This is a genomic window from Shewanella maritima, from assembly GCF_043643735.1.
GTDB classification, from domain to species: Bacteria; Pseudomonadota; Gammaproteobacteria; order Enterobacterales; family Shewanellaceae; genus Shewanella; species Shewanella maritima_A.
In genome coordinates, this window is the sequence record NZ_JBHZSM010000003.1 from 260,552 (window position 1) to 275,811 (window position 15,260).

The following is a 15,260-nucleotide window of genomic DNA, read 5'->3' on the forward strand; positions in this document are numbered from 1 at the left end:
CTTGTTTGGGTATATAATCTGCCGATTTGTAATTATTAGCACTGGGTGACATGGAATTAATCCGCGGTATACATAATATTTCACCTGCTCATCACGGGTGTGTTCTCACCATTGGTAATTTTGATGGTGTGCATCGTGGTCATGCACGTGTCATCAAAAACTTGGTTGATAAGGCGCAGCATTTTCAATTGCCAGCCATGCTAATGACATTTGAACCACAACCGCAAGAACGCTTTTTAGGCGATCGTGCACCAGCAAGGCTAAGCCTACTTAGAGATAAGCTTCAGCTGCTTGAAGAGTTATCGGTTGAGCGTTTACTGTGTGTTAATTTTACGCAGTCCTTTGCTACCCAATCTGCAAAAACGTTTATTAAAGACTTATTAGTCGACAAACTGGGTGTGAAATATTTAGTTGTAGGCGATGACTTTTGCTTCGGTAAAGGCCGTGAAGGCAACTTTGAAATGCTAAAAGCTGCTGGTAAAGAATACGGTTTTTCTGTTGTAAGTACGCAGAGCTTCTTAGTCGGTTCGCATAGAGTCAGCTCTACTGCGATACGTGCAGAATTAGCGCTTGGCCATCTTGAGCAAGCAAGACGTATGCTGGGGCACCCGTTTGTGTTGACAGGTCGCGTGGCTCACGGTCAAAAAATTGGTCGAACTATAGGCTATCCAACAGCAAATATTGCGTTAAAACGTAAAGTTGTGCCTGTTCGGGGCGTATTTGCCGTAAAAGTTTACTGGCAAGATAGTGATATATATGAGGGTGTAGCGAATATCGGTTTTCGCCCGACTGTCCAGGGGCAAACATGCCAACTGGAAGTGCATTTGTTTGACTTTGACGGCGATATTTATGGTCAGCGTGTTGAAGTTGAGCTAGTAGCAAAGATCCGTGATGAACAACCTTTTGAATCACTGGATGCGCTAAAGAAACAGATTGTAAATGACGCAAATGACGCTAAAGCTTTATTTAGCAACGATGCGAGTTAAAGAATTTTAAGATTACATAAATGGTATGGGATCAATGAGCGACTATAAATCAACTCTTAATTTGCCGGAAACTGAGTTTCCGATGCGCGGTAATTTGGCTAATCGTGAGCCAAAGATGTTATCTCGTTGGACGCAAGATAATCTTTATCAGAAGATCCGTGAAAGCCGTGTAGGTGCGAAACCATTTATTCTGCATGATGGCCCTCCATATGCTAACGGTGATATTCATATTGGTCACTCAGTCAATAAAATTCTGAAAGACATCATTGTAAAATCAAAAACAATGGCTGGTTTTGATGCGCCTTATATTCCTGGTTGGGATTGTCACGGGCTACCTATTGAATTAAAAGTTGAGCAGAAAGTCGGTAAGCCTGGTCAAAAAGTATCAGCAGCTGAGTTTCGTGAAAAGTGTCGTGAATATGCTGCAAAGCAGGTCGATGGCCAGCGTAATGACTTTATCCGTTTAGGTGTGTTAGGTGATTGGCATAACCCATATTTAACGATGGATTACAGCACTGAAGCGAACATTGTGCGCTCATTGTCTAAAGTCATTGATAGTGGCCATTTACATAAAGGCGTAAAGCCGGTTCATTGGTGTACTGATTGTGGTTCTGCATTGGCAGAAGCTGAAGTTGAATATGAAGATAAAACCTCACCAGCAATTGATGTAGCCTTTAATGCTGTCGATGCAAAAGCCGTTGCTGAGAAGTTTAACGCGGTGGTTGATGGTGATATTGCTATGGTGATTTGGACTACCACGCCATGGACATTGCCAGCAAACCGAGCATTATCTATTAGCCCAGATTTAGACTATAGCCTTGTTGAATTTTCTAAAGACGGTGTTAGCCAAACATTGATCCTTGCTCAAGTACTGGTTGAGTCTTGCCTTGAGCGTTTTAGTGCAGAAAGCCATAAAACATTGGGCGAAGTTAAAGGTGCTGAACTTGAGTTATTGCGCTTTAAACATCCATTTTATGACTTTGATGTGCCAGCAATCCTTGGTGACCATGTTACTACTGATGCCGGTACTGGTGTGGTTCACACTGCCCCAGGCCATGGTCAAGATGACTTTGTTGTCGGTCAACAATACGGCTTAGAAGTGGCTAACCCTGTTGGTGATAACGGCGTATACAAAGCAGACACAGAATTGTTTGCAGGTCAGCATGTATTTAAAGCGAATAAAGCCATCGTTGAATTGCTTGAAGAGCGTGGCGCTTTACTTAATCACGTGGCTTATCGTCATAGTTACCCACATTGCTGGCGTCATAAAACACCGATTATTTTCCGTGCAACGCCGCAATGGTTCATTTCAATGGACAATAACGGCCTACGTACGCAAGCACTTTCAGAGATTGATAAGACTCAGTGGCTACCTGACTGGGGTCAAAGCCGTATTGAGAAAATGGTTGAGAACCGTCCTGATTGGTGTATTTCCCGCCAACGTACTTGGGGGGTGCCAATTACCTTATTAGTGCATCGTGAAACTGAAGAGTTACACCCAGATAGCGTTGCAATTATGGAACGTGTAGCGCACCGCATTGAGCAGCAAGGTATCCAAGCATGGTGGGATATTGAGTTAAGTGAACTGATTGGCGAAGACGCTGAGCAGTATCGTAAAGTGACTGACACATTAGATGTTTGGTATGACTCTGGTTCTACTTTCTCATCAGTTGTTGCATCGCGCCCAGAATTTCAAGGTCATGATATCGATTTATACCTTGAAGGTAGCGATCAACACCGTGGTTGGTTCATGTCTTCATTGATGATTTCAACTGCGATGAATGGTAAAGCACCGTACAAGCAAGTACTGACTCATGGCTTTACAGTTGATGGTAAAGGCAGAAAAATGTCTAAATCTGTCGGCAATGTGATTGCACCATTACAGGTAATCAATAAACTGGGTGCTGATATTTTACGACTATGGGTTGCTGCCACTGACTACAGTGGTGAGATGACTGTGTCAGATGAAATCTTGAATCGCAGTGCTGACTCTTACCGTCGTATTCGTAATACCGCGCGTTTCTTATTGGCTAACTTAAATGGTTTCACCCCCGAAACCGACATGATTGCCATTGAAGATATGGTGTCTCTTGACCGTTGGGTTGTGCGTCGTGCAGATGCATTGCAGCAAGAAATCATTGAAGCGTATGACCAATATAACTTCCACTTAGTGGCACAGAAGTTAATGCAGTTCTGTTCGGTAGAGCTAGGTAGCTTCTATCTAGATATTATTAAAGACCGTCAATATACAGCGAAGCAAGATGGTCATGCTCGTCGTAGTTGTCAATCTGCTCTATACCTTATTGCAGAGGCGATGGTACGTTGGATTGCACCTGTATTAAGTTTCACTGCAGATGAAATCTGGCAGCTATTACCAGGTGAGCGTGATGAATATGTGTTTACTCAACAGTGGTACCAAGGCTTAAAGTCAGTCACATTAGCTGATGACTTAAGTGATGATTACTGGCAGCAACTGTTAGATGTGCGCAACGAAGTCAATAAAGTGATTGAACAAGCCCGCCGTGATAAACGTATTGGTGGCGCTTTGGAAGCAGAAGTTACCTTATTTGCAGAGCCTAACCTAGCGGCTTCTTTAGAGAACTTAGGTGATGAGCTTCGTTTTGTATTGTTAACGTCAAAAGCGACCGTTGCCGAGCTTTCTCAAGCTGAAAATGCTATCGATACTGAGATTGAAGGGCTGAAGCTGAGCGTTGTAAAAACTGAAGCGCAAAAGTGTGAGCGTTGTTGGCACCATCGTGAAGATGTAGGCACGATTGCGGCACATGAAACCTTATGTGGTCGTTGTGTTACTAACATTGAAGGCGATGGTGAAAGCCGTCAGTTTGCATAAGGACCTTGATATGCCTCTAAGCTGGAAAGAAAGCGGCATTCGTTGGTATTGGGTAGCTGTGTTGGTATTTATTGCCGATCAGCTATCTAAGCAATGGGTTTTAGCAAGTTTTGATTTACATGAATCAATCCAATTATTGCCATTTTTTAATTTCACTTATGTAAGAAACTACGGCGCGGCATTTAGCTTTTTAAGTGAAGCTGGAGGTTGGCAGCGTTGGTTCTTTGCCATTATCGCAATTGGCTTTAGTGTGTTGCTGACCTATTGGTTGCGTAAACAGTCCCATCGTTTATGGCGCACGAACCTTGCTTACACATTGATTATTGGTGGTGCCATTGGCAATTTAGTCGATCGTTTATTACATGGTTATGTTGTCGACTTTATTGATTTTTATTGGAAAACTAGCCATTACCCAGCGTTTAATATTGCTGATTCTGGGATATTCATTGGTGCAGTATTGATTTTATGGGAAGCCTTTCAGCCGGAAGATGAAGCCCAAACGGAACAGAAAAAGTAAGGAAGATACGCTGACATGACTCAACAAAACGTCACAGCTTTGGTTTGCCATATGAATATTAAGCTGGAAGATGGCTCGACAGCAGACAGCACTCAAGCAAGCGGTAAACCCGCTAAACTTAATATTGGCGATCAAAGCCTCAGTCCTGCATTTGAGGCACAGTTGTTAGGTTTAGCGCAGGGTGATAAACATAACTTTACCTTAGGCGCTAAAGATGCGTTTGGTGAGTCAAACCCAGATGCAATCCACCATATGGATCGTAGCCGCTTCCCTGCAGATATGGAGCTTGAAGAAGGCGTGATTGTTAGCTTTGCAGGCCCTGGTGGTAGTGAAATACCTGGTATTGTTCGTGAAGTTGCTGGAAATTCAATTACGGTTGACTTAAACCACCCATTGGCTGGCCGTGATGTGACATTTGAGTTAGATGTGGTTGAAGTGATTACGGGCTAAGGAATAAACATGTTAAAAGTGGATCCGACTTCATCAGAATTGAATATTTTATTAGCAAACCCAAGAGGGTTTTGTGCCGGTGTTGATCGCGCAATCAGCATTGTTGAGCGTGCGTTAGAGTTATTTGAACCGCCGATCTATGTACGTCATGAAGTGGTACATAACCGCTATGTGGTACAGAACTTAAAAGACCGTGGTGCTATCTTTGTTGATGAATTACATCAAGTGCCAGATAACAGTATCGTTATCTTTAGTGCCCACGGTGTGTCACAAACCGTACGTCAGGAAGCAAAAACTCGTGGCCTGAAAGTATTTGATGCGACCTGTCCACTCGTCACCAAAGTTCATTTGCAAGTGACACGTGCTAGCCGAAAAGGGGTTGAGTGCATTTTGATTGGCCATGCTGGTCACCCTGAGGTTGAGGGTACTATGGGGCAGTATGACAACCAAAAAGGAGGGGTATATTTGGTTGAATCCCCTGAGGATGTTAATTCTCTGCAGGTGAATGATCCCGAGAACCTTTGTTTTGTTACGCAAACCACGCTGTCTGTTGATGATACCTTGGATATCATAGAAGCGCTTAAGCAACGTTTCCCTGCTATCGAAGGCCCGCGTAAAGATGATATTTGCTATGCCACACAAAATCGACAAGATGCAGTTCGCAACATGTCCAGCGATGCCGACTTAATGATTGTTGTAGGATCTAAGAATAGCTCCAACTCAAACCGCCTACGTGAATTGGCTGAAAAGCAAGGCATTAGTGCTTACTTAGTTGATAATGGCAATGATGTAGATGCCGCTTGGTTTGATGGTGTGAAGCAAGTTGCGGTGACTGCAGGTGCATCAGCACCAGAAGTACTTGTTCAACAGGTTATTGAAGCTATAGCCAATCATGCTCCTAGCGTGATTACTGAAGTTGAGGGACAAAAAGAAGATACTGTTTTTGCTGTTCCTGCGGAGCTTAGGTAGTACTTTAGTATTAATTTTTGTTCATTTAAAAACCTAAAGTTTTATACTTTAGGTTTTTTTTACTTGTATTTCAGCAACTACATTGAGCTTGAGGGATTAAATATATCATTTTAAGTTAATATACATTTTTGATACTAGATAGAAACCATAAGGTCAGTTATGATTAACTGTTGTATCGGTTTTGTTTAAGCTTAAGATTTTTATAGATAAACAAGAAAAGTTTAGTCAATAAACTGACGAAATAGGGAGGTTTGACGTTGAAGTCAGCAAAGCGGAATGGATTTTCACTCATCGAAGTAATGGTATCGCTGGTCATACTAGTGGTAGGCCTTATTGGCATTTTTAATCTGCATATTGTCTCTAAAAAAGGCAGCTTTGAATCCTTCCAACAAACTCAAGCTTCTTACTACGCGAACGATATTATAAATAGAATGCGGTTAAATCCAACGCAACTGGGAACATATGCTGGAACTTTCAGTGGTACATCTACTCAACCATCTCCAAACTGTAATACCACTATATGTTCACCTGTAGAGATGCGTGCTTGGGATCTTTATGAATGGCAATCTTCATTCACTGGTGCTGATGAAACTATAGGTACCCAAAATGTTGGAGGGTTGGATACACCAACTGCATGTATTGAACTTAATGCTAATACAGTTACAGTTGTTCTAGCATGGAGAGGTATTAGAGAAACTAAAATTGATTCTGATTCACCTATCGTTGATACATCTACCCCCTGTGCAGCGACTAAAGAGAATCGACGTATTTTTTCCATTCGAACAGTGATCATTTAGATGGTGAAGTATGATTAAAAAATTGAAAACATTGCAATCAGGTATGTCACTTGTGGAACTAATGGTTGCATTAGTCATTGGGCTTTTTTTAACTGCTGGTGTGTTTTCCATGTTTAGTATGTCGTCATCTAATGTGACGACAACTAGCCAATTCAATCAACTACAAGAGAATGGCCGAATAGCTTTAGCCATTTTAGATAGAGATATAAGCCAAGTGGGTTTTTTTGGTGATATGACTGGTACGGACCTTTCAGGAGCTACTATTGATAATGTTGTTCCTGCAGCAAATGATTGTATCGGGTCAGGTCTTAACAATGCGTCTTTACCAAATAATCAACCTGCCAATTTTAGGTTTCTGTGGGGATATGAAAATACTGTCAGCGCTAATGTCTTAGGATGTTTAGCTTCATCAAATGTCAAACCATCCACTGACGTACTTCAACTGAAGAGACTTATTGGACCGAGCACCACACCAAATGGCTCTAACTTTTTCGTATCAGCAAGTAATTCTAAAGCTGTATTTTTCAGTGGCTTATTACCAAGTGAAAGTGAACCTTCTGCAAGAACTTGGGAGTATCAGCATCACGTTTACTTTATTGATGATGAAGATGATGTGCCCGTATTAAGTAGAAAAAACCTGACAAAAAATGGGATGAATAATGATGAGCAGCTTGTACAGGGTATTGAGAATATCAGATATCTTTATGGGGTCGATAGCACTGGTGATTCGACTCCTGAGCAGTATTTAGCAGCTTCAAATATTACAAGTAATATTTGGGATAATTCGGGACTCAGAAGAATTGTCGCGGTCAAAATATTTTTGCTGGTTCGGTCGATACAGCCTGATTGGAGTTATACCAATAAAACTAGCTACTCTTTAGGTGATAAAGACGTTGCACCTCCTGATGATAATTTTAGACGCAAAATCATGTCTTCTACGGTTTATTTAGAAAATCCAGTTTTGATACAAGGTTTGTGACAATATGAAACAAAAACAACAAGGAATAGTGCTTTTTTTCACACTTATCATTCTAGTAATAATGACTGTAATTGGTGTTGCACTAGCAGTAAATTCTACTCAATCTTTGCGGATGGCTTCTGCAGGTTCAGAAAGAGTTGAGGCTAAGGCAATTGCAGATGGTGCTATTTCAGCAATCTTGCTGGATAAACCACAATCTTATTTTGCATTATTGAACACTCAAGGTTCTGAATCATTTTCAGGTGGGACTCAAACATTAACACCAATGCCTTTTGTCGACGATGGTGCTGGAGGAATGATTAGTGATCCTCAGATAGTTAGTTGCAAACGAAGTGAAGATGCTTCTGGAGGCAATTCAATTAAATGCAGAAACACTCAAATTTCTAGTGAAATTAATTTTGGTCGAAATGGATTAGGTCAATTAACTGTTGTATCAGGAATTTCACAAGAATTGCTCAGTGGGAGTTAATTATGATATTTAATAAAATATTAAAAGTCAGTATGGCATTGATATGTTCATTTTATATGGCGGAATCAGTTGCTGATGATACCGACCTATATTTAAATCCAAGTATTACGAATATACGTCCACAAGTTTTAATTATATTTGATAATTCTGGCAGTATGAGAACGATTGTTGAAGGGCTGCCTGGTGGGTACGATCCAGATCAAACCTATCCTCCTGTGGGGAGTTCAAATTCTTATGATGGCAGAATGATATACTTCACAGTAGGTACAGGTATGGATGGTACTTCTTTGCCTGTACCAGACAGCCCATCCGAGTCACGTAGATTCAATGATTTAGTTAATGGATGTAAAGCTGCTAGAGATGCTTTAAATACCTATGGACGCTTTACTGGATACATTAGAGAGTTTAAAACAACAGGACAGGGTAAAGGTTCTTGGCAACCTTTAAAGGAAAATAGTGGTGCAGAAACAAACAGTGCAATTGACTGCTGGGAAGATATTCAATCAGAGGTAAATAGCAATAATAACGATGGTTCTAATTTTGCCACAGGTTACCCCAATGGTTTTCCTCAAAATGGTGACATAGATAACCCTTGGGGTAACTCACTTGAAAATGCCAAACAGTTAGGCTGGAATAATGGCGAGCTTGTTTCCTTATATACCGATAACTATTTGAGGTGGTATACCCTCTATGATCAAGGCCTACTAGATAATTTACCTGAAGAGAGTGCTCAGTCGAGACTTGATATTGCAAAAGAAGCAATATCAGGAGTAATTAGCACAATTCCGTCAGTTGATTTTGGTTTAGCTATTTTTAACATGAATTATAGTCAAGAAGGCGACAGGGACGGGGGACGAATTATCGCCGGAATTAGAGAGCGAACGCCAGCCGAAAGAGATGACATGGTTAATACTGTTAACAACTTATCCCCTTTAACCAATACACCTTTATGTGAAACACTTTATGAAGCTTATCAATATTTCTCTGGTGGCAGCATTACCTTTGGCCATGCTGATGAAGATTATGGCAATGGCAACGATAAGTATACCGCCAATGTACCTCCCTATGATACGAGTGTTGAAAAGAACGGAAAGTATCTATCTCCATTCTCTGCATGTAGCAAAGTAGCCCATATTATCTATATAACTGATGGTGAGCCGACATTAGATGATAGTGCCAATGAGTTTGTAAAAGCGCTAAATGATGATCCGTATGAGTACGCCCCCGAATCAAATGGTAAGCCAGCAAAATTTAGTTACATGCCAGCATTAGCTGAGTATATGTTTAATAATGATTTACTACCTAATTTAGAAAATAAACAGACTGTGATCACTCATACTATAGGATTCAGCTTAGCTGATGACTCTGTTGCTGAACCCTTATTGATAGAAACAGCGAAAAGATCAAGAATCGGCGAAAACCAATTAGGTACCTACTCAAGTGCTGATGATGTAGTCGGTCTACAGGCCGCAATTAGCAATATTATAAATACTCTTCCAAGTACTGGCAGACAATTCTCTGCTCCAGGGGTTGCATTTAGTAATGCTGATCCAACAAGAACACTAGATAGTGCATATTTTGCTGTATTTCGTCCCGAACATGGTCCTAAGTGGGGGGGGAATTTGAAGAAGTTCAAAGTGACTTCAGATGGTACTCTAGTTGATGCTAAGGGGAATAATGCAATCAATAGCTCCGGTGGTATTAAAGACGACGCATGTAGTTTTTGGAGCGACTGTACCATTCAAAATGATGGAAATGATATTGAGTTAGGTGGTATTGCGAGAGGTATCGACCCTGACAAGAGGACTATTTATAGTAACATTGGAGGGATCAGTGGACTGACGGTATTAAATAAAACTAATGCCTCTTTTTATGCTGGTGGTGATAGTGCTCTAGCTACATATTTGGGGCTACCGAGCGTTAATACGGCTGATGAACTAAATAATACCTTTGAATGGATAAAGGGTAAAAACGTAGATGTTGATTCTGATGGTGTGACAATGTCAAGTGACTATGATGGTGTCAGAGGTGACATTATCGGGGACCCTTTGCATTCCGAACCTGTAGCAATTGATTATGGTGCAGGCGATGTTAGAATTTATTTCGGTACCAATCATGGAGTGTTGCATGCCATTAAAGATAAAGGCACAACATTTGTGGAAAGCTGGGCATTTATGCCTTATGAATTACTTCCTAATTTACAAACTATAAGGCGAAACACTTACTTAAGTGGTCACAGTGTTTACGGCATTGACGGTTCCCCTGTTTCCTATATTGAGCGTAATTCAGATGGTTCTATTGCTTTAGCATATATTTTTGTAGGAATGAGAAGAGGCGGAGAGTCATATTATGCCTTTAATGTAACTAATCCTGACTCACCTACTTTGATGTGGAAAATATCTAATACTTCAACAGGCTTTGCTAATTTGGGACAAACATGGTCCACCCCCATTGTCACGAAAGTGCCGAGTAGAGATAAACCAGTGGTTATTTTTGGGGGAGGGTATAATGTTGGTTATGATTCCAATACTGGTAGTAATTCATTTGGCATAGGGGTTTATATTGTCGAAGCCGATTCCGGAAAGTTAGTGCATCAGTTTGGCCCTGATGGTTCTACGAGTTTACCTGGAATTAGCGATTCAATTGCAGCTCAAATAACCCCACTTGATAGTGATGGGGACGGTATTACGGATAGATTGTATGCGGTAGACTTAGGAGGAGCCGTATGGCGAATGGATATGCCAACAGCTGACAAGTCGAGTTGGAGTGCTTTTAAATTTGCATCATTAAATGGATCAGGTTTATTCGACAATCGTAAACTTTTTTATCCCCCAATTGTTGCTCAAACGAAATTTACAAATAGTACAGAAGTGTCAACAACAGCTCCAGATGGAACTGTTACAACTTCGGTGAGCTATCAAGATGTTGCCTATGATGCAATTGCGATAGGTTCTGGAGATAGGGCTGATCCTTTAGGAACAAACACTTATGATCAGCTGTATGTACTGCAAGATCGTAATGTGTTTACCAAAACATTCGGAACTTCACTAAACCCAACCCCTGTAACATTGACAGTGGCTGATCTTTATGATGTTAGTGATTCATGGCCGCATACTGACAATGAGGCGATCGCTTTTGGTAAAAAGCGAGGTTGGTTCTACCAGTTACCTGATAATGGAGAAAAAAGTCTATCTGCAGCTAGTATTGTTAAAGGTAAAGTTTATTTTACTTCTTTTGTACCACTTTCTGCCAATAGTGGAACTATTGAAAGCTGTGCGGTCTCATCTCTAGGCAGACTATATACTTTTGATTTACATAAAGGCGGACGTTACCTTCTTAATAATGGAGAGTGGACGGAAGTTCCACCCGATTACCCATACTCTCCTCCTGTGGTGTGCGTAGATTGTATTTCAGTGCCCCCTAAATTGATTATACCACCTAAGTGTGAGGGCGCTGACTGTGATAAACCGACAGATCCAGGAACGGAAGATGAATGTGAAAGTTCTTTATATGCTTTAGCTGGTAGCGGAGAATGTGACGCCAGTAATGAAAATTGTACAGGTACGATTAGCCTAAATGCTTGTATGGAAACGAAAAGAATTTATTACCATTTAAATGAGAATAATTAATTATGCATAAGCCTCATGGTTTTACATTGATAGAACTAATGATTACTGTCGTTATAGTGGGAATTTTAGCATCAATTGCATACCCATCTTATACTAGCTTTATAATGAAAAGTGGTCGTTCTGAAGGTGTTGCAGCAGTTATGCGAGTCGCTAATTTACAAGAGCAGTTCTATTTTGATAATCGAACTTATGCTACGGATATGACTGAGTTAGGCTTAAGCGCAGATCCTTTTATTTCCGAAAGTGGTTTCTATAGTATAGCTTCTACTGGTAGCAGTAACTTTACGATTACTGCTACGGCAAAAGGTAGGCAAGCGACGCTTGACTCAACGTGTACAACGATTACTTTAACGAGTGCAGGAGTTAAAGGTCCCGTTTCGGAGTGTTGGAAATGATAAAGATTAGCTTTAGTTTATGTTTACTATTTATAATTACTTCAAATCCAGCTTTGGCAGTGGCTGGAAAACAAGATTATAAATGTTTCATCACCAGTTCTAATAAAGGTGACGAAGTGGTGTTTTATCGTTGGGATATAGGTAAAGTAGAGCAACAGCGTAAAGGTTTAATTGGTAAGAAACATAAAGATCTTAAGGGTAAAAAGTCTTATATTAAAGCCGTTGGAGAGTGTGTACCTCTGTCTGCAGATTTTAGTAGCGAAAAAGCACAAGCTGTTGATAAAATGACACTAAGGTAGTGAACGGCTTCATAAAAACTTTGATGATTTCAAGGTTTACGGCTTTATATAAAGAAAATGTTATATGAATCACTTACGTGCAAGGAAGGGAATCATTGCCGTAAGAGATTAGACCGCTAGTGCTGACGCTCACACTTTTTGAGTCTGTACTTTGGCCTCCAGGGCAATATACGATGCTGCCCCCCCCCACATTTACCATACCTTCGGCTGTAAATGAAAGTATGGGAGCAGAGCCTTTGATTTTATCTTGATTGTTAAAGCTATCAATTGCTCTTAATTCGTAATCATTCCCGTCAGAGTCAGTGGTATATACACGAACTCCATTACTCCAGTCTGTTGTTGACCCACAAGAGGTTTCGCTAGCAAAAGGGCATATGATTACCGTAGTTCCGTAGCTTATTGCTTGGCTTCTCGCGAACATTACTATGTTATGAATTTTCTCAATATTACTCTTAGTACGCATTTTCTCATTGAGTGAAACTAGTGAAGGAACTCCAATAGTCAATAAGATAGCTGCAACAGTGATAGTGACCATTAGTTCAACGAGAGTAAAACCAGCTTGATTCTTTAACATGATCTTCATTCCTATAACGACTTTAAATAGTATATGCGAGAATGAAGCCAATATCAGTATCTAAAATATAATAACTAAACAAATTCTTTACATGTGGGTAGCTGCCCTAGATACATTGGTGAGTTACTTGTTTGAACAGATGATGGTTTTATTATCTGAAAACCTAACTCTTCCAGCTTGATTGACGATTATCGCTCTGGAGTGAGGACTATCATAAGTTTCTGGGCAGTATGTGAGTGTACCGTTTGTACCAGACGCGAACCCTGTTGCTTTGAAACGGATAGCTAAACGATTGTATTGAACTATATCATCTTGATGAAAAGCGGAAATTGATTGAATAATTTTATCGTTATCATCGAGTGTATTGCGGTTGGCTCCATCGATGAAAATGCTAAATCCGTTACTCCAATCTCGAGTACATTTATTGTTGACTAATGGGCAAACGGTTATTGGTAAACCATAATTTATTGCCATGTTTCTTGCTAGCTGAATTGATTGTTGAATTGAACTGATGCTGGCATTTGCCCTCGTGTGGAGTATAAGTTCTTTAAAACTTGGATATGCCATTGTAATTAAAGCACTGGCAATAACGATCGTTGTCATCAGCTCCACTAGGTTAAACCCAGCTTGGGATTTATAGTTCATAATTTCATCCTTGAAAAAAATGTCGCCGCCGCATCCTGCAACGGAAATCGAAGTATAGTTAAAAATTGTACAATATCATCAAACTTTAAACTGACTGTTTGCAAATCAAGTTAAAATTGCACAGTAAGTTTGTTTGCTTTAGAGTAAAATACATCTGAATATTTAAGCCCTTAGCGATATATTGATTTGCCAATCACAGGAGTACAAAATGAAAAAGGTAGAAGCCATTATTAAACCGTTCAAATTGGATGATGTACGGGAGTCTTTGGCTGAGATTGGCATTACGGGTATGACAGTATCTGAAGTAAAAGGGTTTGGCCGTCAAAAAGGTCACACTGAGCTCTATCGTGGAGCTGAATACATGGTTGATTTCCTGCCTAAAGTGAAAATTGAATTAGTCATTCAAGATGAAACTCTTGAACAAGCATTAGATGTCATTGTTGACACAGCTCGTACCGGCAAGATTGGTGATGGTAAGATTTTTGTGACAGATATAGAACGTGTTATTCGGATCCGTACCGGCGAAGAAAACGAAGAAGCTGTGTAGCTAGATTTGAAGCATTAAAAAAGCGCCAATTGGCGCTTTTTTAATACGAGTAGTTATTTAGTTTACCGAGTTAGTTAGGCCCTAGTGCTTGTTGAGTCTCTTATGACTGGAGTTGGTGTAAACACTGTGGCCGAAATGTCATTACACTTTCTATGTTTATCAATGAGTAAGTCTGTCGCCACCCTGGCTATCTCAATATTCGGCTGATGCACTGTGGTTAATTTAGGCCAAGTTTGTCTTGAAAAGGGACTATCCTCAAAACCGACAATGGAAAGGTCATTCGGGATATCAAGTCCAGCTAACCTTGCAGCAAACAGTGCTCCAGCGGCTATTTCATCATTACAGGCAACTACTGCGGTAGGTCGCTCATTTAATTTAATTAGGCTATTTGCGCCATTGACCCCAGATTCGAAAGAATATTCACCGTCTAAAATCCACTTAGGATTCACTGAAATTTTATTTTTTTCTAAGGCATATAAGTAGCCCTCTAAACGTGCCTTAGTGGATTCATGGCCATGATCACCACTTAAAAATGCAATGTTATGGTGACCTTGTTGAATAAGATGTTCTGTAATCGCAATGGCACCATGTTTATCGTTGACTAACACTGTTAAGCCCAGGTCATCTTGTATTTGTTCACCAGCAATAATTCGAACGTAGTTGGCTCCAATCGCATCTAATGCCGCTAGAATCTTAGGATCTTCTGACATTGGGGGAGTAAGGACTAAGCCTGCTAATCTGGATTGCTTTACCATGTTGGTGAGCTCTTCACAGATATTGTCTGACTTGGCATTGCAAGGATGAATAAGTAATTCAAAGCCTTTATCTTTACAGGCAGACAAGATACCGTTTTGCATGTCAATGATGTAATAGGCATTGGGATTATCGTAAATGAAGCCGATGACATAAGCGCTCGTGCTGGCCAGATTCCTAGCTGCCACATTGGGTTGGTAATTAAGTGCTGCAATGGCAGCATTTACTTTATCAATGGTAGCTTGTCTGACCGAGGGTTCTTTATTAGTGACCCTCGAAACAGTTTTGATAGAAACGCCCGCGTACTTAGCGACATCATTGATAGTGATTTTCATCTAGTTTTAACTCTTTTTTAACCCTAAATCGTTCGCTTAAAAACCACAAAAGTATAAATACTCTA

General features: G+C 40.4%; 15 protein-coding genes. 12 read left to right on the top strand and 3 right to left on the bottom strand.

Annotated elements, in window-relative coordinates; translation table 11 throughout:
- The first annotated feature begins 50 nt into the window (after nucleotides 1-50).
- From ribF to ACHUGF_RS05425, 11 genes are all read left to right on the top strand, one after another.
- A complete protein-coding gene (ribF, locus tag ACHUGF_RS05375) occupies nucleotides 51-986 on the top strand; it encodes a bifunctional riboflavin kinase/FAD synthetase (protein WP_394129750.1) in 936 nt (311 codons plus the stop codon).
- Between the two features lie 34 nt (nucleotides 987-1,020).
- Complete coding sequence (gene ileS, locus ACHUGF_RS05380; protein WP_394129751.1) at nucleotides 1,021-3,837, top strand: isoleucine--tRNA ligase; 2,817 nt, start codon at nucleotides 1,021-1,023, stop codon at nucleotides 3,835-3,837.
- 10 nt (nucleotides 3,838-3,847) lie between these two features.
- Nucleotides 3,848-4,354 carry a signal peptidase II gene (lspA, locus tag ACHUGF_RS05385; protein ID WP_394129752.1) on the top strand — a complete coding sequence of 169 codons (507 nt, stop codon included), beginning with the start codon at nucleotides 3,848-3,850 and terminating at the stop codon, nucleotides 4,352-4,354.
- A gap of 15 nt (nucleotides 4,355-4,369) precedes the next feature.
- Nucleotides 4,370-4,804 carry an FKBP-type peptidyl-prolyl cis-trans isomerase gene (gene fkpB / locus ACHUGF_RS05390; RefSeq protein WP_394129753.1) on the top strand — a complete coding sequence of 145 codons (435 nt, stop codon included), beginning with the start codon at nucleotides 4,370-4,372 and terminating at the stop codon, nucleotides 4,802-4,804.
- A gap of 39 nt (nucleotides 4,805-4,843) precedes the next feature.
- A complete protein-coding gene (gene ispH / locus ACHUGF_RS05395; RefSeq protein ID WP_394129866.1) occupies nucleotides 4,844-5,773 on the top strand; it encodes a 4-hydroxy-3-methylbut-2-enyl diphosphate reductase in 930 nt (309 codons plus the stop codon).
- A gap of 257 nt (nucleotides 5,774-6,030) precedes the next feature.
- A complete protein-coding gene (gene pilV / locus ACHUGF_RS05400) occupies nucleotides 6,031-6,570 on the top strand; it encodes a type IV pilus modification protein PilV (protein ID WP_394129754.1) in 540 nt (179 codons plus the stop codon).
- 10 nt (nucleotides 6,571-6,580) lie between these two features.
- Nucleotides 6,581-7,549, top strand: a complete 969-nt coding sequence (locus ACHUGF_RS05405) for a PilW family protein (protein ID WP_394129755.1) — start codon at nucleotides 6,581-6,583, stop codon at nucleotides 7,547-7,549.
- A 4-nt stretch (nucleotides 7,550-7,553) separates the two neighbouring features.
- A complete protein-coding gene (locus ACHUGF_RS05410) occupies nucleotides 7,554-8,018 on the top strand; it encodes a pilus assembly PilX family protein (protein WP_394129756.1) in 465 nt (154 codons plus the stop codon).
- Nucleotides 8,019-8,020: 2 nt separating this feature from the next.
- Entirely contained in the window at nucleotides 8,021-11,647 is a 3,627-nt protein-coding gene (locus ACHUGF_RS05415; protein ID WP_394129757.1) for a pilus assembly protein, read from the top strand.
- A 2-nt stretch (nucleotides 11,648-11,649) separates the two neighbouring features.
- A complete protein-coding gene (locus ACHUGF_RS05420) occupies nucleotides 11,650-12,042 on the top strand; it encodes a type IV pilin protein (RefSeq protein WP_394129758.1) in 393 nt (130 codons plus the stop codon).
- On the top strand, nucleotides 12,039-12,341 hold the full coding sequence (locus tag ACHUGF_RS05425; protein WP_394129759.1) for a TapY2 family type IVa secretion system protein: 303 nt from the start codon (nucleotides 12,039-12,041) through the stop codon (nucleotides 12,339-12,341). The genes ACHUGF_RS05420 and ACHUGF_RS05425 overlap by 4 nt, the downstream gene beginning before the upstream one ends.
- Before the next feature lie 73 nt (nucleotides 12,342-12,414).
- On the opposite strand, the gene ACHUGF_RS05430 is transcribed toward ACHUGF_RS05425, so the two are convergent.
- The gene (locus tag ACHUGF_RS05430; protein ID WP_394129760.1) at nucleotides 12,415-12,915 is read right to left on the bottom strand and encodes a GspH/FimT family pseudopilin; all 501 of its coding nucleotides are present in this window, start codon (nucleotides 12,913-12,915) and stop codon (nucleotides 12,415-12,417) included.
- 123 nt (nucleotides 12,916-13,038) lie between these two features.
- On the bottom strand, nucleotides 13,039-13,560 hold the full coding sequence (locus tag ACHUGF_RS05435; protein WP_394129761.1) for a GspH/FimT family pseudopilin: 522 nt from the start codon (nucleotides 13,558-13,560) through the stop codon (nucleotides 13,039-13,041).
- A gap of 208 nt (nucleotides 13,561-13,768) precedes the next feature.
- Between ACHUGF_RS05435 and ACHUGF_RS05440 the strand changes: the two genes are divergently transcribed.
- Nucleotides 13,769-14,107 (top strand): P-II family nitrogen regulator, encoded by a 339-nt coding sequence (locus ACHUGF_RS05440; protein WP_394129762.1) that lies wholly within the window; start codon nucleotides 13,769-13,771, stop codon nucleotides 14,105-14,107.
- Between the two features lie 74 nt (nucleotides 14,108-14,181).
- Here the strand turns inward: ACHUGF_RS05440 and ACHUGF_RS05445 are convergent, their stop codons facing one another.
- Entirely contained in the window at nucleotides 14,182-15,195 is a 1,014-nt protein-coding gene (locus ACHUGF_RS05445; protein ID WP_394129763.1) for a LacI family DNA-binding transcriptional regulator, read from the bottom strand.
- Nucleotides 15,196-15,260: the final 65 nt, after the last annotated feature.

Coding starts and splice junctions, on each gene's coding strand:
- ribF (WP_394129750.1), top strand. CDS start 51: ATGGAATTAATCCGCGGTATACATAATATTTCACCTGCTCATCACGGG.
- ileS (WP_394129751.1), top strand. CDS start 1,021: ATGAGCGACTATAAATCAACTCTTAATTTGCCGGAAACTGAGTTTCCG.
- lspA (WP_394129752.1), top strand. CDS start 3,848: ATGCCTCTAAGCTGGAAAGAAAGCGGCATTCGTTGGTATTGGGTAGCT.
- fkpB (WP_394129753.1), top strand. CDS start 4,370: ATGACTCAACAAAACGTCACAGCTTTGGTTTGCCATATGAATATTAAG.
- ACHUGF_RS05405 (WP_394129755.1), top strand. CDS start 6,581: ATGATTAAAAAATTGAAAACATTGCAATCAGGTATGTCACTTGTGGAA.
- ACHUGF_RS05410 (WP_394129756.1), top strand. CDS start 7,554: ATGAAACAAAAACAACAAGGAATAGTGCTTTTTTTCACACTTATCATT.
- ACHUGF_RS05415 (WP_394129757.1), top strand. CDS start 8,021: ATGATATTTAATAAAATATTAAAAGTCAGTATGGCATTGATATGTTCA.
- ACHUGF_RS05420 (WP_394129758.1), top strand. CDS start 11,650: ATGCATAAGCCTCATGGTTTTACATTGATAGAACTAATGATTACTGTC.
- ACHUGF_RS05425 (WP_394129759.1), top strand. CDS start 12,039: ATGATAAAGATTAGCTTTAGTTTATGTTTACTATTTATAATTACTTCA.
- ACHUGF_RS05430 (WP_394129760.1), bottom strand. CDS start 12,915: ATGTTAAAGAATCAAGCTGGTTTTACTCTCGTTGAACTAATGGTCACT.
- ACHUGF_RS05435 (WP_394129761.1), bottom strand. CDS start 13,560: ATGAACTATAAATCCCAAGCTGGGTTTAACCTAGTGGAGCTGATGACA.
- ACHUGF_RS05440 (WP_394129762.1), top strand. CDS start 13,769: ATGAAAAAGGTAGAAGCCATTATTAAACCGTTCAAATTGGATGATGTA.
- ACHUGF_RS05445 (WP_394129763.1), bottom strand. CDS start 15,195: ATGAAAATCACTATCAATGATGTCGCTAAGTACGCGGGCGTTTCTATC.